Raw genomic sequence first — 20598 nt, forward strand, 5'->3', positions numbered from 1 at the left:
CAAATGACAAAGAGACTATTATTGCTCGTGGTTTTTATAACAGGCCTGTTGGTTCCGGGCTACCTGGCAGCACAGGTGCAAAAAGTAATTGTTAAAGGAACTGTTATGGACAGGGAAACCAGACAGGGCATACCCGATGTAACAATTTTATTAGACGGTAAGCCGCCAAAGCCAACTTCTTTTACAGATCGTGATGGCAGATACACCATTGCAGTAGCTCCAGAATCAACCCTTATTTTCAGGTATATCGGCTATAACGAGAACCGGGTTAAAGTTAAATCCGGACAGACTTTGTTGAACATTACCTTAAGCGCAAGCTCTTCTGATATGGAAGAGGTGGTTGTTCGCGGCTATCAGAAACGGTTAAAAGAAACCAGTACGGGATCTTCCTATGTGATCAGCGGAAAAGAAATCCAGGATATTCCTGTTTCTAATGCAGAACAACTGCTGCAGGGTAAAGTTCCTGGCCTTAATATACAGGTAAATACCGGGGCACCTGGTTATCGTGGATCTGTTGCGATACGCGGTGTATCCGGAATTGATATTTCGGGTTCGGGAACCAGTTCGTTTTTAACGCCCACTTCTCCGCTTTATGTAATAGATGGCGTACCAGTAGAGGCTGATGCAAATTTCGAATATGGCTTCAATTCTGCAGGGCCGGGTGTTAGCCCACTCTCGCTGATCCCGCCCGAGGATATTGGTAGCATCGAAGTGTTGAAAGATGCACAGGCTACCTCACTTTATGGTTCAAGGGGCGCTTTTGGTGTTATCCTGATTACCACAAGGCGTGGTAATTCTAAAGTACCAAGAATTCGCTATACCGCTAATTTTTTCGTTAACAAAAGTCCAAAGCTTCGCGAAACCCTTGGGGGGAAATCTGAACGGGATGCCAAGATCAATGAAATTTTAACCATGGGAAATTATGTAGATGTGATGAGAATTTCTACTACACCCATCCTGGCCGACAGTTTAAATCCATATTATAACAATTCTACAGACTGGCAGGCGGTATTTTACCGTACAACCTATAATACCACACAGAACCTGAACATTGATGGAGGCAATGATAAATTCAATTACAAAACCAACTTTGGATATTATGGAGAAAAGGGAATTATAGAAAATACAGGGTATAAACGCTACAACCTCACCACAAATATGAACTATAAGCCAAATGATAAGTTTGGTGTATTTATAAATCTTGCCGGAGGTTTGGGGAAAAAGAATAAAGGCGATGGACAGGGGCTTTTTCAAACAGGTGTCGCAACCAATGCTTCGGTATCCTCCTTGCTTCCGGGGCCATCATTATTTCAGACAACTAGCGGGGTACTATCGGCGCTGACCATTAAAAATGACAATGTCGCCAAAAACCTGCGCGCTAATGTTGATGTGAATTTTTTGGTGTTTCCTGGCTTTAGGGTTTCTTCAAGCGGTAGTTACGATTATGCGGTAGGAACAGAAGAAACATTTACGCCAGCAGCTGCCAATTCCTTGTACTCCGGTGTTTATTCTTATAACGACCGGAACTCGACCCTTTATAACAGGAGCGGATTCACTTATTCTAAGAGTTTAAAAGATGGTGCACATAATTTCTTTGTAAACTCGTTTGGCGAGGTTTACATCAAAAATTATCAGGCATCGTTCATTATACAACAACGGACACCGAACGATCAGTTTCAGGGACCATTGGGTGCAAGTAGTTTCGCTTCCAGGGGAGGAGGAGTGCTCGGAAATTACAAAAACGAACATGTCGTATCTTTCGCCAGTGCTTTTTCTTACGATTATAAGAAAAAGTATGTACTCGATCTTACCTACAGACTTGATGCATCATCTGTTTCCGGTTTTGATAATCCTTTTGCTAAAAATCCTTCTATAGGATTTAGATGGAACTTCAACAGAGAAAATTTTTTGGCTAGTTCTAAATGGTTGTCATCCGGTGATATCCGCATGAGCTGGGGCAGGAATATACAGCCTACGGGAGATATTTATTCGCTGTACGGAACCTATGCTCCAACAGGTAACTATGTTGGCGTACCCCGTATCGGTATAAACTATGGCAGTTTGCCGAACAGTGTTTTACAGCCGTCGACCAATACTACATATAATTTTGGTGTAGATATGGGTTTCTTCGATAGTAAAATAGAATTTATGTTCGATGCTTACTATAAAAAAGTAACCAACCTCAAACGCGACATGGCGCTTTCGAGTATGACCGGTTTTGGACAGGTATCCAGTAATGATGCCGGCCTGATAGATTATGGTTATGAGCTGTCGGTGGTACTGCGGCCTCTACCTAAAAATAGTCCTGTAAATTGGAGTATATCTGTAAATGGTGCCATAAACCATGATGTGCTAACCCGGCTGCCCGGTAATATAAACCAGATCGTAATTGATGGAGACCCAACAAAGAACAACCCCGCAACCGTGCTGCGTGTAGGCCGGAATACCCTGTCAAATTTTCTGTTGAACAATCAGGGAGTTTATGGTAGCAATGCTGCGGTTCCTGTTGATCCGGCCACGGGCCTCTTGTACCGCACCGATAATAGCTCTACTGCATTTTTTAGAGCTGGAGACCCGATCTGGCAAGATTTAGACGGAGATTATATTCTGACAAACAAAGACCGGATGGTGTTGGGTAACTCCCAGCCGATTGTAACCGGAGGATTAAATACCTATCTGTCCTACAAAAACTTTTCCCTTAATGTGAACGGTTCATTTACCTTAAAAAGAGATATCATTAACGATGCGTTAGCCTCCAGGTTAAGGTTGGTTAGCAATCCTTTTGGATCAAGTGTATACTTACCTCTTTCGGATGTCAATTACTATGGTTCTTCAGGTGCAGCGGCGGCTTATCCAAATCCTTTTGACTATACCCGTTCTGGTATTATCAATCCTTTCAGGTCTAACCAGTCACTTTTCCAGGAGGATGGCAGCTATTTCAAGTTGAACAATGTAACCTTCGGTTATACCCTGGGAAAACAACTTGCAAAGAGAATGGGCCTTAATATGGCCAGGGTTTACCTCTCGGCAAATAATGTGGTTACTTTTTCTTCATACTCAGGGCCAAATCCGGAGAATGTTACCGCTTTAGGTTATGATTCTTCCGCAGGTTATCCCGTTTCCCGCACCTATAACCTGGGTGTCAATGTAGAATTTTAATGATTTAACCCACAATCAAAAGAAAATGAAAACACACTCCTTTTATATATTACTTCTCGCAGTCTGCATCTCAAATTCTGCCTGCAAGAAATTTCTGGATGTAAAGCCCCTGGATAAATTAAGTGGTAATGTCTTCTGGCAGTCGCGGTCTGATGTCGAATCATTTACCAGTGATCAATACGCAAACCTTAGAAACAAGTTTACCAGCACCTCTTTTATTCCCGCTACAGGCGAGCTGCGGTCGGGATACATCCTGCCTACAATATTAAATAATTCCAATTCTGTAGGGGAAAAAAATATCAGGCTGGTTTATACACAGTTTGCAACGAATAACCTGAAAACAAATACAGGCGTACTGTCCTCTACCCAGGCCTGGAATGGGCTTGGCTTTGACTCGATCACCAAGTGGTATGAATTTTATTCTGTTATACAGGGAGCCAACATTCTGTACGAACGGGTTAATAATGGCGTTCCCGGTCTCTCAGGTGATGATAAGAAAAAGTATCAGGCAGAGGCTGTTTTTCTGCGCTGCCTGACTTATTTTTTCATGGTCAGGCTATACGGTGATGTGCCATATTATACAAAAGCTTATCAGCAGGACCCATTGCCCAGGGAAAAAGCTGTATCTGTGATCAATCAATGTATCGCTGATCTTAAGGCAAACCTGGATAATTTACCATTGGTTTACCCTGATCCCGCATTAAGGGCTGTTAGGGCAACAAAGGGGGCAGCGCTTGATCTGCTGATGAATATGAATATGTGGAATGCCGGCTTTGATAGTGGTAATAAGTTGAAATATTATCAGCAGACAGCAGATCTGGGCAGCGAATTAATAGGCAGCAACGTATACCAGTTACTTCCCCTTGATAACTTTAGCGAGGTAATGAAAGGCAGGAGCAGTGAAGGGATCTTCGAATTCAATCAAAGTATAAATTATGAGTCCGCACCTAATTTTAGGGCTTTTTTTGGAGAGATGATGCTTAAATATCCGAATAAAAATACCGGAACCGACAACAGCTCAAGCCATGCTTATTTTAGAGCAGATTACCTGCTGCGGTTGTATCCGGCAGGTATAGCAGATAAGCGCAAGGATCTTTGGTTTGACAACAGTATGCTCAGCCAGGATGGGAATTTTCAACTGCTCAAATTTAAAGGCAACCTGGCCTCTAACCAGAGTAGCCCGGAATGGGGCCTGATCATTTTTAGATTCGCCGAAGCAATTTTGCTCAGGGCTGAAGCGCTTGCAGAGCTGGGCGGACAGGATGTAGAAGCGATAAAAATGCTGAATATGATAAGACGCAGGGCCATGGCACCTGAGTATATAGGAATAGGTGGGCAAGATCTGAAAAATGCAATCTTCAACGAACGCTGTAAGGAACTGATGGGTGAAGGACATTTGTATTTCGACCTCATCAGGACCGGAAGGATCTTAAACCCGCAGTGGACAGTTAATCCGCTTTCAGCTGATCAGTTTGCCAGGGGCGGATGGACCTGGCCGATAGACGTTTCCGCACTATACAATAACCCATACATGAAATTAAATGAGTACTGGCAATAATAAATGTTAAACGATATGAGAAATTATTCTAAAAAAATAAGATGGGGGCTGGGATTATTTTCTTTGATCCTGTTATTGCTGGCTTCCTGTAAAAAAGATAAATATTATTTTGACGGTGGTAAATCTGATCCCAATTTCAAAGGAACCATGCTGCAGTACCTACAGTCAAAGCCGGTGCAATTCGACACAATTGCACAGATTATAAAAATTGCAGGTCTTGAAAAAGAATTTCAGCAGGATGAACTGACATTTTTTGCGCCAACAGATCAGTCGGTCAGGTCGGCCCTAAAAAACACCAATAACTACCTCTACCAAACCGGTAAAGACACGCTTAAAGTGCTGACTGACATTCGGCCGCAGATATGGCGTAAATACCTGATGATGTATATGTTTAAAGGTGCAAACAGAATGAAAGATTATTACCAGTTGGATATCAATCTTAAATCGGTTTATCCCGGACAGAACTATTATTCTTACAACAATGTAATTTTTAACATCGGGGTGATATTTGATGACATCAACGGGATCAAATATGCAGGTTACAGGCATCTTACGATCGGTTATGTCACAGATCTCAATAAACCTACTGATAGCTGGGTTAGTGCCGATATTTCATCATCAGATATTAAACCGCTTAATGGTGTGGTACATACGCTTAATACCAATCATATTTTCGGATTTGATTACGGATTTGTTTATGATGTTTATGCCGGTAAATGATCAAGATGTTCAGATTTTATAAAACGGAAGTACTTAAAATTAAGATAATGAAATCAAAATATATCAGTTTAACACTGGCTTTTTTAACCATACTTTTTATTATGGCCTGCAAAAAAAGTGAAGTTTATGAAAATCCCTATGAGGGTGGAAAGCAACCCTTAGGGATCAGCCTCAGTCTCACCACGGCTCCTGTGCCTCAGGAAGCAACCGGTGGAAGTACGGTTACATTTGCCGCAACAGGTTTATTGCCGTATAAAGACCTGGCTGTATTTTCTTTTAATGGGCAGAAGGCTGAAATACTCAGTATTACAGAAACTGGTATTACCGTCAAAGTACCTGAAGATGCCAGCACGGGTGTTGCTACCTTATCTATAAACGACCAGGTGTTTTTTGGACCAAGGTTCAAGGTCAGTGGAAAGATCAGTATTGATCCGGAGTTTAGGGTTAGCGGTGGCGCAAACAGGGACATTTTTGCTTATTACCCATTAACAGATGACCGGTTTATTTTTCTTGGCGCATTTACCGATTATGATGGCAAAGGCATCATCACTCCGGTGAACCGCATTGCACGCGTATTTAAAAACGGGAGTGCCGATATTTCTTTCCGTTCAGGTGGTGCAGACGGTTCATTGTACGGAATCGCTCCACTGGAAGATAAATATATAACCGCAGGCAGTTTTTCGGGCTTTTATTTTAACGCCGGAAGATCTATTTTGACAAATATTAATAACATTACCCAGCTTAGTGCCAGTGGCGAAGTGGATTCGGTGCTTGTAGATACTTATAGTACCAACCATAGCCTGGCTCCGGGTATTCCGGCCACAGGAAAGAAAAAGGCCGTTCCTGCTTTTAATGGAGGAACTAATTCTACCATTGGAAAAATTTATAGTTACCAGAATAAATTAACCGCAACCGGTAACTTCAAGTATTATGTCAGCAAACGATATGATATTTCCAGAAAACCGGTCATAATCTCCGGTGTCACACTTTATGCCGATAGTATTGTCACCGACAGTGTAGAGACCCCTCAGGTTGTCCGTTTCAATGCCGATGGATCACTGGACAAAACGTTCCGGTTCAATAGTGCAAATAATATGGGGCTGCCTGCGGGAAACGGGTTTGTCTCCAGCTCCTATATGCAGGCTGACGGAAAGCTGATTGTGGTTGGATCTTTTAATAAGTTTGATGAGCTTCCTGCCGGGCGGATCGTCCGCTTGAATTTAACTGGAACAGTTGATCCTGTTTTTAATTCGGGTACAGGCGCAGATCAGTCCATTGGTTCGATAACCTACAATCCGCTTAACCGGAAGTACTTAATTACAGGTTCTTTTACTAGTTACAACGGCGTGCCAGCCAATGGAATCGCCCTGCTTAATGAGGATGGTTCCATCGATCAGTCATTTGTATCAAAAGGATTTTCCTCTGATGGCGGTGCTACTTTTGCCAAACAGCTTTCAAACGGTATGATCGTAGTGAGCGGTGTCTTTTCCACTTATAATGGCATCAGGCGATCAGGCTTTATGGTGTTAACACCTACGGGAGATTTAGCCAAGGGTTATAATGCGATCGGAAGTATCAAGGGATATGTGAATGATCTTTATGAAACAACCAATTCAACCGGGCAGATGGCAGTTATGCTTATCGGATCATTTAGCCAGATCGATGGTACAACAGCAAATAACATTACCCGCTTAGTATTTGAAAAATAGACCGGAAAATCTTTTAATAGTTAAGAAAATGAAGAATTATAGATTGATAACAGGCATGATAGCACTTTTTACCCTGGGTATTGTGGTATTATCATGCAATAGTGGATTTGATAAGCTGCTGCCATCAAAGGAGTACAACGATTCGACAACCGCGATAGCAAAAGGCAGGAAAGTTTTATACCTGATTGTAGATGGGGCAAGAGGTTGGTCAGTACGGGATGCCCAGGCCCCTAATATTACTGCATTGACTAAAAATGCGACCTATTCGTGGAATTCCCTTAGTGATAGTCTGTCAAATGATGGCAATGGCTGGGCAGATTTGCTTACGGGCGTTAATAAAGCAAAACATAAAATTATTGATGATTCTTTTACCGGAAATAAACTGGATCAGTATCCGGAAATCTTCCAGCGGATTAAAGCTATAAAGCCAGATACAAGAACAGCCGCATTTGCTGCTTCGGTACTCTTTAAAGATAAATTAACTACAGGTGCCGATATCAGTCAATCCTACAGCACTGATGCAGAAGTTAAAACCGCGATTATTTCTGAACTTGGAAACGATGCTTCTGCTTTGATAGTAGGGCAGTTTGGAGCGGTTAATGCTGCCGGAATCCAATTTGGGTACGACAATTCCTTTCCTGCTTATAAAGGTGCCATTTTGCAGTTTGATCAATATCTTGGAGAAATCCTCGCGGCGTTGAAATCCAGAAAGAACTATGCAAAAGAGGACTGGCTGATCGTGTTGACTTCCAATCACGGCGGACAAGCAGTAATTCCGGTTGAGCAAGATGACAAAACCATTTTTAGCTATCCCAAAGCCAATACGTTTACAATTATAGCCAACATCGGTTATAAGCCGTATCTGATTGATAAACCGTTCACCGGTAATAAGTATACGGGTAAATTTTTGCGCTTGTATTCCAATCCCGCCAGTTCAGCCGCAACTCCGGCAACCTCGGTCCGGGCTGAAGTCAAGAATAACAATAACATCTATAATTTTGGAGATACCATATCTTTTACGATCGAATTAAAGGTCAAAAAAAATATTCGGGGTACCAGTTATCGATATGAGTGGCCGGTATTTTTCTCTAAAAGATTTGATAAGACCAAAAAGGTCGGAAATGGATGGGGATTTGGTTGGGAGTCGGATAAATGGCGGTTTTTTATGGGAGCACCCGGCCAAGATCATCAAGCAGCTGACGATCCAACGAATCTTATCGATGGCAATTGGCATAGCCTTGCTGTTGTGGTTTTGAACCGCGATTTTAAAAGAGTAATCCGTTATTTCCGTGATGGCAAATATGTGGCAGAGAAAATATTGCCAGACAATTTCGGAACAATGAATAACTCTGCACCCTTACAAATGGGCCTCATTCCCGTCGATCTTAATAATCCTTTTGATGGTTACCTTAGTGATATCCGCATCTGGAAAGCAGCGCTACCTGATGCTGTGATTTCCCAATTTTCCTGCGATACGAGGGTCAATCAGTCACATCCCTACTGGAATCGCCTAATTGGTTATTGGCCGGCAAATGATGGCAGTGGCTTGATTATCAAAGATGAAAGCCCCGCCAAAAATGATTTTTATATTTCAGTTGGTACCGGTACTACTTTACAATGGAATACTTTAAATGATATCATCTGTCCACCTCCCACAGGTGATTTAGCCTTGCTGGTTCCTAAAACCACAGATCTTACACCTCAGATCCTGAGCTGGCTGGCCATTGCGCCGCCTGATAGCTGGAAACTGGATGGAAGGGTCTGGTTAAATCAATAAGGTTTTTTTATTAGTTTTGATGATGAACGAAGAAATCCCGTTCATCATCAAGCTGATTTTTAAATACATATGAAACCGACCTGGCCAGTCCTGATCATGGCTGTGCATTAACTTAATCACAATATGAAGTATTTATTGACCTGTTTTTTATCTTTTTTCTCTCTCTATGGTTTTTCTCAGCATAACAATAGTTTAAAATTGTGGTATAACAAACCTGCAGAGAAATGGGTAGAGGCTTTACCTGTTGGGAATGGAAGAATAGGCGCCATGGTTTTTGGAGGAATAGAACAAGAACTTTTACAGCTTAATGAAAGTACATTGTGGAGCGGCGGCCCAGTAAAAAACGACATAAACCCAGAAGCTAAAAATTACCTTCCCAAATTACGCGAAGCATTATTAAAAAACGAAAATTATACAGAAGCAAACCAACTGTCTAAAAAGATGCAGGGACTTTATTCACAGTCCTATCTGCCAATGGGCGATATAATGATCGAGCACGATTTTGGAAGCTCGAAAGCCGATAACTACTACCGGGATCTGAATCTGAAAAACGGACTGTCTACTACGCGCTTCACTGTCAATGGTGTAGAGTATACGAGGGAGATTTTTACTTCCGCCCCAGATAACATAATGGTAATCAGAATCAGGGCAAATCAGGTTGGTAAACTAAAATTTACGGTAGCTGTAAATAGTTTGCTTAATTACCGGTTATCCACGCAGTTTAATAACGAACTTATTGTAAGCGGCAAGGCACCGACCAATGTAAATCCGTCATATTATAATCCTAAAGGTGTAGAGCCTGTTATTTACGGAGATACGGGCCGATGCAACGGAATGCGGTTTCAATACAGGATAAAAGCAATAAGCAAAGATGGAAGTGTGAATACGCAAAACGATCATTTGCTCATATCTGGCGCTACCGAAGTATGGTTATATGTAGCTGTGGCCACAAGCTATAATGGCTTTGATAAATGTCCGGATAAAGAAGGAAAGGATGAAAATAAACTGGTTTCCGATCTGATTGATAAAGCTTCCAAAAAGACTTATCAACATATTTTTAATGCACATGTTGCTGATTTTAAAAAATATTTCGACCGGGTATCTTTCCATGTTAGGGATACGCTGGCTAATAATCCTAATGCCAATCTGCCTGCTGATGAAAGGTTAAAACGATATGCTTCGGGAATTTATGATCCAGGTTTGGAAACACTATATTTTCAATATGGAAGGTACCTGCTAATGTCCTCATCCCGTCCGGGCGGACCGCCGGCAAATCTTCAGGGAATCTGGAACAAGGAGCTCCGGGCGCCATGGAGTTCAAATTACACGATTAATATCAATACCCAGATGAATTACTGGCCTGCAGAAATAACCAATCTTTCAGAAATGCATATGCCACTTTTGAACTGGATACAAAGTTTGTCGAAAACTGGAAAAGCAACCGCAAAGGAATTTTACAACGCAAACGGTTGGGTTGCACACCACAATTCGGATTTATGGGCTTTAAGCAACCCGGTAGGAGATAGGGGTGCCGGCGACCCTGTTTGGGCGAACTGGGCAATGGGCGGAAACTGGCTTTGTCAGCATTTGTATGAACATTACCGATATACCGGAGATAAGAAATTCCTTGTCGAAAAGGCCTATCCGGTGATGAAGGGAGCTGCACTTTTTATACTTGACTGGCTGGTTGAAGACAAGGATGGTTATCTGGTTACCGCGCCCGCAACCTCTCCAGAAAATAAGTTTAAAGATATGGCCGGAAATCAACAGTCGGTATCTGTGGCAACCACAATGGATATGTCAATTATCAGGGATCTTTTTGCAAACGTGATAGAAGCTGCAAATGTGATAGGTACAGATAATACTTTTCGGGATTTACTGATTTCAAAACAAAAGAAACTCTACCCATTAAAGATCGGAAGTAAAGGACAGATCCAGGAATGGTATAAAGATTTCCCCGAAACGGATATCCATCACCGGCATGCTTCACATCTTTTTGGTTTATACCCGGGCAGGGAGATCTCACCTTTAACACCGGAATATTTTAATGCGGCACGAAAATCCCTTGAAATACGGGGAGATGATGGGACCGGCTGGAGTAAAGGCTGGAAGATTAACTGGTGGGCAAGACTACAGGATGGCGACCATGCATATAGCCTGATCCGCCAATTGTTAAACTATGTGGAAACTACTGGTGGCAGTGTTATGGGCGGTGGTACCTATCCGAATTTTTTTGATGCACATCCGCCGTTCCAGATTGATGGCAACTTTGCCGGTACAGCAGGAATGACTGAAATGCTGATGCAGAGTCACCTCGGCTATATCCAGTTATTGCCAGCATTACCAAAAGCCTGGAATGAAGGTGAAATAAAAGGCCTTAAGGCCCGGGGGGGATTTGAAATAGCGATTACCTGGAAAAACATGAAGTTGCAGGCAGGGTCGATAAAATCTATAAATGGGAATGAATGTATTTTGCAGACAGATCTGCCAATAAGGATAAATGGAGCAAAGACCAGCTCCAAAAAAAATACCGGAGGCTACGAGACTAAGTTTAAAACCAGTAAAAATAAAACGTATCAATTTACCGCTTTATAGCAAAAAAATTGCGATAGGTGCGGCCTTAGCTTTTAATTTGAAGACTAGCGCAATAGACCACTGGCTAAATTAGGCCATTTGCCATATCGTTTTCTGGAATTTAACTGCCTATTTTATTTGAAACATTTTTATCCGGTTGTTCTTTGTCTTTAACGTCTCACCTGACTTGGAGGAATACCAAACTTTCTCTTGAATGCACTACTAAAGTGCTGCAATGAACAGTAGCCCAATTCAAAAGCAATTTCGGTAGCTTGTTTTTTACCTTCGAGCAGATCATTTTTTGAAAGATCTAAACGTAAGTCAGATAAATAAGAAAAAGCTGTCTGATTAAACATTTCTTTAAATCCCCGCTTGAGTTTATATTCATTTATCCCCACTATTTTTGCCAATTCTACCAGCGTTGGTGGGGATTCAATATTTTTAACCAAATAATCACGGGCAAATACAATTCGTTCTTTGTCGTAATCATGTTTTATGTATTCAGATTTTGAGTTTTGAAAGTTATTAAACGATTCGGCTTGCAAAACAAGTAGTTCAATCGTTTTCGAAAGAAGAAATAACCGCTTTAACCCATTTGTATAATCACAGTTCAAAATTGAATTAATACAGGTTTGTAAGGGCAGATCAATATTTAGATTAGAATTTGAAAAAGCTACAGGTGTTCCCGAAACTATTTTCTCCGCAAACTGCTTAAGTGAGTCATTTCCATCTTTTGACATCTTCAAAAAAGAATCCTTCGCAAATTGAATCATAAATGATTTCATCCGCAACTCATCAAACTTCATTTTACCTTCAGCACTGGTGCCATAGAATAAATTATGCTGATTTCCATTCAACTCAAAAGAATTTCTCATCCCATCATGTTTTATTGAAGTCCTTCCCTGCAAATTAAAGTGCATGGTTACTAATTCTGTATCTCCTCTCCAATCCAGTTCTGTTGGTCTATCCAGATCGGTTTCGGAATATAGAATCTTGATACCATCAAAAAGCCATTGTTTTGCCGTTAATTGCCCAAAAGGGATGTTTATTTTAAAGGTATCTTCTTTAAAACCGTGATTATTAAAATCATTTTCATCAAAGGCCGTTTTAAATGCCTTTTTATCATTTTTTAATTCAAACCCCATTGCTCCCTAATATATCAGTTTAACTCCTTTTTTTACAAGCTCATCTTTTGATTGTGCGATAATTTTGCATCATAAGGTATGTACGGAATATATAAAATCGAAGTTAGAAAAAATTCCATAGCCTAATGATTACCCCAAATGATAAAATGGAAATATAAAAGTATATGACAATAAAGCAATTGAAATTAATCAATTGGGAGATGGGCCTATTTATTACTCAGGAAATGCTGTGCTGTGTGATATAAATAAAGAGGAGAAGGTGAACACATTTAGCAACGATAATTTTTAAACATGGAAAATACACACCAATACTCGAAAGCCACCCAATGGCTATTTTGTTCCATCTGTGCTTACTTTATAATGAACGGCGCTCAGGTATGGGAAACTGCGCTAATGGTTCCTGCGTGGACAGCAGCCCCGCCTTCCTCATTAATTTTTTTTCAAAAACCCTATGGCTTGGATTTTAAAGTGTTCTGGATAATAGTACATGGGATACATGAAATAATATTTATTACAGCTTTAATTTTTAACTGGAAGATAAAGAAACGCAGAAGGTTGATTGTATTGGTTCTTGTCGGACATATTGCAGTCAGGGTATGGACATTAATGTATTTCGCGCCAACTATCATGGAATTCAAGCGGATGCCCTATAGCAATACTGTTAATATATTCCTGCAAGAAAAAGCAGCACAATGGCGCAATTTAAATTATGTGAGGGTGGCGATATTTTTTGTGCTAAACTTTTTACTGATATCAGGATTAAAAATAAAAGAGAAAAACAATGAATAAAAAAGCAATAATAATTGGTGCAGGTGTTGCAGGGCCAATACTGGCTTTACAACTAAAAAAAATAGGTTTTGATTCTGAAATATTTGAATCGAGATCAGAAGACAATACAAAAGAAGGAGCCTTTTTGGGACTTACCCCCAATGGTTTGAATGTATTGAAAGAATTTGTTGATTTGAGGATGCTCAAAGATGACTATACGCCCGGTTCAATAAAATTTTTCAATTCCAAAGGAAAACAGATAGCAGAACTGGGTACAGCTTATCAGAAACAGCAATACGGTGTAGAAACATTGCAGTTAAAACGGGAAAATCTTAATAAATATGCCCGGATAGCAGCAGCTGATGCCGACATAAAAATAGGATATGATAAGAAATTTATAGGCTATGATGAAACAAATGACCAGGTAACAGCGCATTTTACTGATGGAACTATGGCGACTGGTGATATTATGATTGGCTGTGATGGAATGTTTTCCGAGGTTAGAAACCAGTTGTTTCCGGAAGTCTCTGCAATCAAGTACACAAAGCTCATCTCTACCGGTGGTTATGCTAAGATTCCCGAACTTTCAGAGCCCTTGGATTCAATACGGATGACCTTTGGAGAAAGGGGGTTTTTTGCCTATTCTGTTTCTGACAAAGGGGAAGTCTGGTGGTTCAATAATTATTTTAGAGAACAGCAGCCAAAGCCACAGGAAATAGAGAAAACATTAAAAACTGAAATTCAGGACCATTTAGTAAATGTTCATAAAAATGATGATCCTTTATTCTCCAAAATAATCAGAAACAGCCACGAGATTATTGCCTATCCTATTTATGATGTGCCCAAGCTTTCGCATTGGTATAAAGGCAGAGTCTGTCTTATTGGAGACGCTGCACATGGTATTTCTCCACATATCGGTCAAGGAGCATCACTGGCATTAGAAGATACTGTTGTAATTGCGGAGCTGTTAAAATTACATGAAGACTATAGAACTGCATTTCAGATTTTCCAGGCCAAACGCCAGCCCAGGGTAGAAAAAGTAATAAAAAGCGCCAGAAAAGTGGGCGGTACTAAAACAAAAACAAACCCGATAGCAGCGTGGTTCCGCGACCGCTTAATTGGGGTCTTTATTGGCAAACAAATTCAACAGCTTGATTGGATTTATGGCTGGACTTATTCAGATAAGAATAACAGTTAGTACAAGAGCATCAGATAGAATCTAAATTTAAAAAGTATAGACTCTGTTTTAGTGTTAAAATATTGTTTATGAGTTGTTTATGTCTATTTTGTATTTCCGTCTAACTAGGCCATAGCACCGTATCCCCGTTCTACTTAAATCCGGCCTAACAAATTTTTCGGGCTGCACTACCCAAGCCAACCTACTAGCTTCGAAAGAAAAATTTTCAGCCGGTGTTTTTTGTTTCTTTTTGACGCCAAAAAGAAAGAAGCCTGTCCGGCTAGGACTAATAAAATACCCCGTCCTTAGGACATCCCTCTGAAAGAGGGGAATTACTATATAACAAGACCAATAATTAAATGTCATTTATATTGATTTTTATACAATAAATTATTCCTCAGGATGATAATTCTAACAGTCTCTTTTAGTTTAAAATTGCTTAAGTAGACTGAAAAGAAGGATTTTATATGCTCGATTCCGACAAATATAATTTTATAATGATCCGTGTTAGTAGTCCCGATAAAGTTTAAAAATGCAAAATTGAATGCTGATAATATCACATCATGAAGATTCTTCCTAAGCGTTAATTTCAAGCTTATATCCTTTACCCCTTATAACAACAATGTTGATATTTGGATCGAGCTCCAGTTTTTTTCTAAGTTTTGATATGAACATATCCAAACTTCGGCCCACGATAACACCTTCGTCTTCCCATATCTCTTTTTGCAGTCGGTTTCTCTCTATAGTTTCATTTGGAGACAGCGCGAAGATGAGCAGTAACCGTGTTTCAGTCCCGGTTAAGTCTGTCATCTTTTCATTGATGATGAGCTTACGATTTTTCGCATCGAACAACACTGAGCCTAAAGTGAACATATTAGTATGCTGATCGTTAGACAAGGCTCTTCGTGGCTTAACAGATCTAAAAAAAATAAACCCAACAAATGCTAAAAATGACAAGCTGCCAAAAAGATATCCCTTCTTTGCGGAATTTATACCTGTCGGTTTGAATTTGATGTTGATCATATAACATGCTTTGGGCTGCTTTCTTCCTATGCATGTTACAATATCATTTTTTTTGTTTTTTGATATCGCGTATCCATAAGCTACACTGGCATTGCCACAGTTTAGTACGTTAACAATATAATCACTTGCGAACGGGTCTTTTGCCAATAAACGCTGAGTCGTATTTACCAGGGAATCGGCTTGAAAAGCTAGATCTTTCTCAAACGTGATCTGGTATTCATTTTCAGCGATCTTTTTTATGGGAAGAACCCTCGATATACTGTCGCCCGACTGGAGGAGTAGTTCGTGCCCGATCCGGCGGAGCAAAACTTCCCTTCTGGAAATATCAAAGTCGTCACTGCCCGTCATACTGAAAGCTACGCAGATTACAGAAATAAACGAGAGTAATACTAAACCGAACAGGTATTTGTGCTTCCCATAGAAGAGATTTCGAATAAAATCCATTTGTCAAGTTTTAATTTACAAAGTTTACATTTTTATTTGCAATCCTGATTCTTCAGACGGAAAGATATCAAAGTAATTTCGATGAATCAATTTTAATAGGATATTAGGGATCACCCACCCTGTACTTTCCCAGTCAAAATATAAGTTAAGAACGGAACTGTTAAAGCAATTGGCAAGCTGGTCATTGATCGAACAAAATGGAGCCTCAGGTATAAATCAGGCAAGTTCTATGATCTTTTAGCTGATCAAACCATGTCGGATTCTATTGAATTCAATATAAAGATTGTAGCAAAAAAATAAATAGCTAAAAAAGGCAGTTTTCAAATCGAAATTGCCTTTTTTATTGCCTTGTTACGCTGTAAAGAAGTATATCAAAATTAAATTCTGTTTGTGAATTTTGATTGATGATACATCTTTTTTTGTGTTGATTCTTCTCAAATCCCCGTCTGTAACGTTTCTAACATTAACATTTTCTTAATATCTATACAACCTTAACGGCATCTTACGCAAATACCTTCGCGTAAAAATAATTTTATGAAGAAAATAGTATCCTTAATTGCATTATTCTGGCTTTCGGCAGGGCATTTATCTGCTCAAGAAAACCATGTAGTATTGATCAGTATAGATGGTTTACGTCCCGAATTTTATCTCGATCCACAATGGGGCATGGTTAATGTGCGCCAGGGGATGAAAGGCGGCTCATATGCCGAAGGAGTACGCGGTAGTTTTCCTACGGTTACCTATCCGTCCCATACCACAATAGTGAGTGGTGTATTGCCAGCAAAACATGGTATTTATTACAACACACCTGTTGAGCCTTTAGGTATCTCAGGTAAATGGTTCTGGTATTATAAAGACATTAAAGTACCTACAATATGGACTGCTGCTAAAGATGCAGGTTTAACTACCGCAGGTGTAAGCTGGCCGGTAACTGTTGGTGCACCAATCGATTATAATCTGCCTGAGTATGTAATCCTTCCAAAGGATAAAGGGGAGAAAAAAGATGAAATCAAAGCCATGTCGCAGGAGTCCAATCCAAAAGAACTTTTTCAGGAAATTCAGGATAATGCTATTGGTAAGTTTGGCGAGTATGGAGCTTCTATTGATTTCTACACTAGCGACCAAAACAAGTCAAGAATGGCTGCCTATATCCTGAAACGTTACAAACCCGCTTTTTTAGCCTTGCACATTGCTCTCCTAGATCATTTTGAGCATGAGGAAGGTCGAGATGGCGATAAAGTAAGGTCGGCCATTGTTGGTGCAGATGTGGCCGTTAAAACCATTATGGATGCGGCAGAGGCTGCGGGTATTAGTAAGAACACCACATTTATCATCACAGGTGATCACGGTTTTGTTGATATTCATACACAGTTTAAGCCTAATGTGATGCTCGCCAGGTTAGGGTTGTACAATGGTGAAAACAAAGAAGCCTGGAAAGCCTATTTTCAGCAAAGTGGAGGTTCTTCATTTTTACACCTCAAAGACCCTAAAGACAAAGCATCTTTAGGGAAAATCAGACAGGCATTAACACAGCTTCCTGATGGGATCCAAAGGATGTTCCATGTACTGGATAAAGATGCAATAAGCAAAGCACAAGGTGATCCTAATGCTTTTATGGCTTTAGCCGCCAATCAAGGTTTTAGTTTTGGTGCTTCTGCCGAAGGTGAGATGCTTGCTCCAGTAAGCGGTGGTACACATGGTTATTTGCCTACCGATTTCAAAGAAATACAAACAGGTTTTGTTGTTTTTGGTAAAGGTATTAAAATGGGTACTGTATTGCCTATAATCGGACAAGAAGATATAGCGCCATTAATTGCAAAATTGTTAAATCTGAACCTTAAAACAGACGGTGTTTTATATCCTGGTTTAATTGCTCCGGTAAAAAAATAATACACTTTATCTGTCTATATCATAATTATTCGTCATTGCGAGGAGGCTTTTTCAGCCAAGGAAGCAATCTTACAACGATCGCTACCAGCTTGCGCTTTAAGATTATTCATTTTTGCAGTTGCTTTTAAAGGCATTCATGAGCTCACTCCGTTCGGTTATCTTCGTACCTCGCAATGACGATTTTTCTTTTAGATCGGTACAGGTAGCACCTCATTCTATTTTATTCCATCATACATTTCCCATTTTACATCCTAAATGGTAATTTTCCCCAATGGATGCGATTGCAAATTTTCCTACGCTTGATATTAGTGAGTTTTGGCCTGAGCAAGATTCGGGAAATAACTTGCTATATCATGAAATACTAGGGAAAAGGCATATCGAAAAACCACATAAGCATGATTTTTTCCTTTTTATGCTTTTTGCGGAGGGTAGCGGCATACATACCATCGATTTTTTAGATCACCAAGTTGACGGAGGTCAGTTGCACTTATTGTTTCCAGAGCAGATCCATAAATGGGAACTCGGCGAAGAAACCCATGCCCATCAACTTATGATTAGTAGGAGCATATTCGAAACGCTGGCCTATTCTTTACGTTTTTCATTAATCTTATACCAAAATTATCCGGTAATAAACTTAAGTGCCGAAGCTTACGGAAAAATCCTGTACGAATTTCAGCGCATCAGTTCCGAGCTCGCAAAGCCTGCCATACTTTGGGAAATTATCAATGCCAGGATCAGGCTTATTGCGCTGATGGTTAGTGAAGAGGCAGAAACATTGTTCAATAACCAAACGGTTTACCAAACCAAACCGATGCTTTTTAAATACCGCTCGCTGATCGATATGCATTATAAGAAGGAAAAACTTGTTGGATTTTATGCCGATCAGTTAAGTATTTCGGCAAACTATCTGAACATGCTCTGCAAAAAACATTTTCATGTATCAGCCACTGCACTCATTCATGAACGTTTAATCCTCGAAGCAAAACGGATTTTATTAACTACCGAAAGGCCAATTAAAGCGATTGCTTTCGATCTTGGGTTTTATGATGTCGCTTATTTCTCTAAATTCTTTAAAAAACAAACCCGAATTACCCCACGTGCATTTCGCGAATAGTTATGAATTGAGCAAGATATAGGCTGTAAATTCGATAAATAGGTACAGATAGTTATAAATGATACAATTTTTAATATAAATCCTACTATTCATAAATATAACAGAACGTTATTTTTGTAACAAAGAATCCTGTTATGATAAACCCAAATTCGATCTCGAGAAAAGACTTTATTAAAAGCTCATCTATTTTGCTTGCAAGTACCTGTTTACTGTCAGCAGAACGGACCATTGCAGATGAAAATGTAGACCGTTTCTCAGGACAAACGTTGATCTTAAAAAATGTTAGGCTCGAAACGGGATTCGAATATGACGAAGATGAGGTAATCAAAACAAAAACCGAGCTTTTCATTATTGAGATTGAAGACGGTAAGGTGAAGAATGTTCTTCCTAATAACCCTAATGCAAAAGCAATCGATGCAAAGGGATTATTAATGCTCCCGGCTTTCAGGGATATGCACATCCATCTGGATAAAACCTATTATGGATTGCCGTGGCAGGCGCATTTGAAGAAGAACAGATCTGTAAAAGATATGATTGCTTTCGAGCAGCAGATAATCCCGGAGCTTTTAAAAACTTCTATACCACGTAGTGAAAAATTAATTGAGTTACTTCAATCTTACGGAACAAGTTATGCAAGGTCGCATGTAAATATCGATCCTACTTCAGGACTAGATTCGCTGAAGCATTTAGAAACCGCATTATTGCATAAAAAGAAATCTTTTCAGGCAGAGCTGGTGGCTTTCCCCCAGCATGGCATATATTATACTAAATCTGCAGAACTGCTGAAGGAAGCAGCGAAAATGGATATTGACTTTATTGGTGGCCTTGATCCAACTTCTATTGATGGCGGTATTGAGAAACACATGGATTTTGTAGTGCAGCTGGCGTTAGACCATGGAAAGGGGATTGATATCCACCTTCATGAATCAGGCGAATCTGGTTTGAAAACAATCGAATACCTGATTGATAAAGTAATGGAAAACCCAGCGCTGAAAGGAAAAACCTATGTGAGCCATGCTTTTGCATTGAGGTATCTCGATAAAACAAAAACCGAAGAAATTGCTGAAAAACTTGGTGCTGCAAAAATGGGAATAGCTTCAACCATTCCACTTTCTGGTAATCCAATGCCCATCCCTGCACTGTACAAGTATGGTGTAGAAGTAGTAGCAGGTAATGATTGTATTGTTGACCATTGGAATACTTTTGGCACAGGAAGCATTTTGCAAAAGGCCAATATAGCTGCTCAAATTTATGGCTATCGTACAGAATTTGAACTTTCAAGGATATTGAAACTGGCTACAGGTAATATCCTTCCCTTAGATGACAATGGAAAAAGACTATGGCCTAACGCAGGCGATAAAGCCAATCTGGTGCTGGTTGATGCCAGTTGCTCTGCAGAGGCTGTATCTAGAGTTTCGCCCATTAAAAGCTTAATTCATAATGGTAATTTAGTTTTCTGATCTAGTAGTTTTATTTAAATCGCTTTTGAAAACTAAAAACATGTACAACAATTATTGTTATGGAGGGAGCCAAGGGTTCT

13 protein-coding genes are annotated in these 20598 nt (G+C 40.0%); 11 read left to right on the top strand and 2 right to left on the bottom strand.

Features of this window, described 5'->3' with window-relative positions; genetic code table 11:
- Positions 1 to 3: 3 nt before the first annotated feature.
- The 6 genes from EYS08_RS05240 (at position 4) to EYS08_RS05265 (ending at position 11518) form a co-directional block, all read left to right on the top strand.
- Positions 4 to 3159: a SusC/RagA family TonB-linked outer membrane protein gene (locus EYS08_RS05240; RefSeq protein ID WP_244215858.1), complete on the top strand. Its 3156-nt coding sequence runs from the start codon at positions 4 to 6 to the stop codon at positions 3157 to 3159.
- A 25-nt stretch (positions 3160 to 3184) separates the two neighbouring features.
- Positions 3185 to 4717 (top strand): RagB/SusD family nutrient uptake outer membrane protein, encoded by a 1533-nt coding sequence (locus EYS08_RS05245; RefSeq protein ID WP_131028861.1) that lies wholly within the window; start codon positions 3185 to 3187, stop codon positions 4715 to 4717.
- A 15-nt stretch (positions 4718 to 4732) separates the two neighbouring features.
- Positions 4733 to 5437 (top strand): fasciclin domain-containing protein, encoded by a 705-nt coding sequence (locus tag EYS08_RS05250; protein WP_165456381.1) that lies wholly within the window; start codon positions 4733 to 4735, stop codon positions 5435 to 5437.
- Between the two features lie 47 nt (positions 5438 to 5484).
- A complete protein-coding gene (locus EYS08_RS05255; protein ID WP_165456382.1) occupies positions 5485 to 7146 on the top strand; it encodes a DUF5008 domain-containing protein in 1662 nt (553 codons plus the stop codon).
- 28 nt (positions 7147 to 7174) lie between these two features.
- Positions 7175 to 8923, top strand: a complete 1749-nt coding sequence (locus EYS08_RS05260) for a LamG-like jellyroll fold domain-containing protein (RefSeq protein ID WP_131028866.1) — start codon at positions 7175 to 7177, stop codon at positions 8921 to 8923.
- Positions 8924 to 9046: 123 nt separating this feature from the next.
- Positions 9047 to 11518: a glycoside hydrolase family 95 protein gene (locus EYS08_RS05265; RefSeq protein ID WP_131028867.1), complete on the top strand. Its 2472-nt coding sequence runs from the start codon at positions 9047 to 9049 to the stop codon at positions 11516 to 11518.
- A 149-nt stretch (positions 11519 to 11667) separates the two neighbouring features.
- Here EYS08_RS05265 and EYS08_RS05270 read toward each other — a convergent pair whose 3' ends face one another.
- Positions 11668 to 12642 (bottom strand): helix-turn-helix domain-containing protein, encoded by a 975-nt coding sequence (locus EYS08_RS05270; protein ID WP_131028868.1) that lies wholly within the window; start codon positions 12640 to 12642, stop codon positions 11668 to 11670.
- 291 nt (positions 12643 to 12933) lie between these two features.
- Between EYS08_RS05270 and EYS08_RS05275 the strand changes: the two genes are divergently transcribed.
- Together EYS08_RS05275 and EYS08_RS05280 are read left to right on the top strand one after the other, a co-directional pair.
- Entirely contained in the window at positions 12934 to 13431 is a 498-nt protein-coding gene (locus tag EYS08_RS05275) for a transposase (RefSeq protein ID WP_131028869.1), read from the top strand.
- Entirely contained in the window at positions 13424 to 14608 is a 1185-nt protein-coding gene (locus tag EYS08_RS05280; RefSeq protein ID WP_131028871.1) for an FAD-dependent monooxygenase, read from the top strand. Before EYS08_RS05275 ends, EYS08_RS05280 begins: the two co-directional genes overlap by 8 nt.
- Positions 14609 to 15163: 555 nt before the next feature.
- Here the strand turns inward: EYS08_RS05280 and EYS08_RS05285 are convergent.
- Positions 15164 to 16054, bottom strand: a complete 891-nt coding sequence (locus EYS08_RS05285) for a winged helix family transcriptional regulator (protein WP_131028873.1) — start codon at positions 16052 to 16054, stop codon at positions 15164 to 15166.
- Between the two features lie 534 nt (positions 16055 to 16588).
- Here EYS08_RS05285 and EYS08_RS05290 point away from each other — a divergent pair.
- The 3 genes from EYS08_RS05290 to EYS08_RS05300 all read left to right on the top strand — a co-directional run bounded on the left by EYS08_RS05290 (position 16589) and on the right by EYS08_RS05300 (position 20518).
- On the top strand, positions 16589 to 17944 hold the full coding sequence (locus tag EYS08_RS05290) for an alkaline phosphatase family protein (RefSeq protein ID WP_131028875.1): 1356 nt from the start codon (positions 16589 to 16591) through the stop codon (positions 17942 to 17944).
- Between the two features lie 271 nt (positions 17945 to 18215).
- On the top strand, positions 18216 to 19058 hold the full coding sequence (locus EYS08_RS05295; RefSeq protein ID WP_131028877.1) for an AraC family transcriptional regulator: 843 nt from the start codon (positions 18216 to 18218) through the stop codon (positions 19056 to 19058).
- Between the two features lie 134 nt (positions 19059 to 19192).
- Positions 19193 to 20518, top strand: a complete 1326-nt coding sequence (locus EYS08_RS05300) for an amidohydrolase (protein ID WP_131028879.1) — start codon at positions 19193 to 19195, stop codon at positions 20516 to 20518.
- The last annotated feature ends 80 nt before the right edge of the window (positions 20519 to 20598 follow it).

The organism is Pedobacter kyonggii (assembly GCF_004310665.1).
Lineage (GTDB): Bacteria > Bacteroidota > Bacteroidia > Sphingobacteriales > Sphingobacteriaceae > Pedobacter > Pedobacter kyonggii.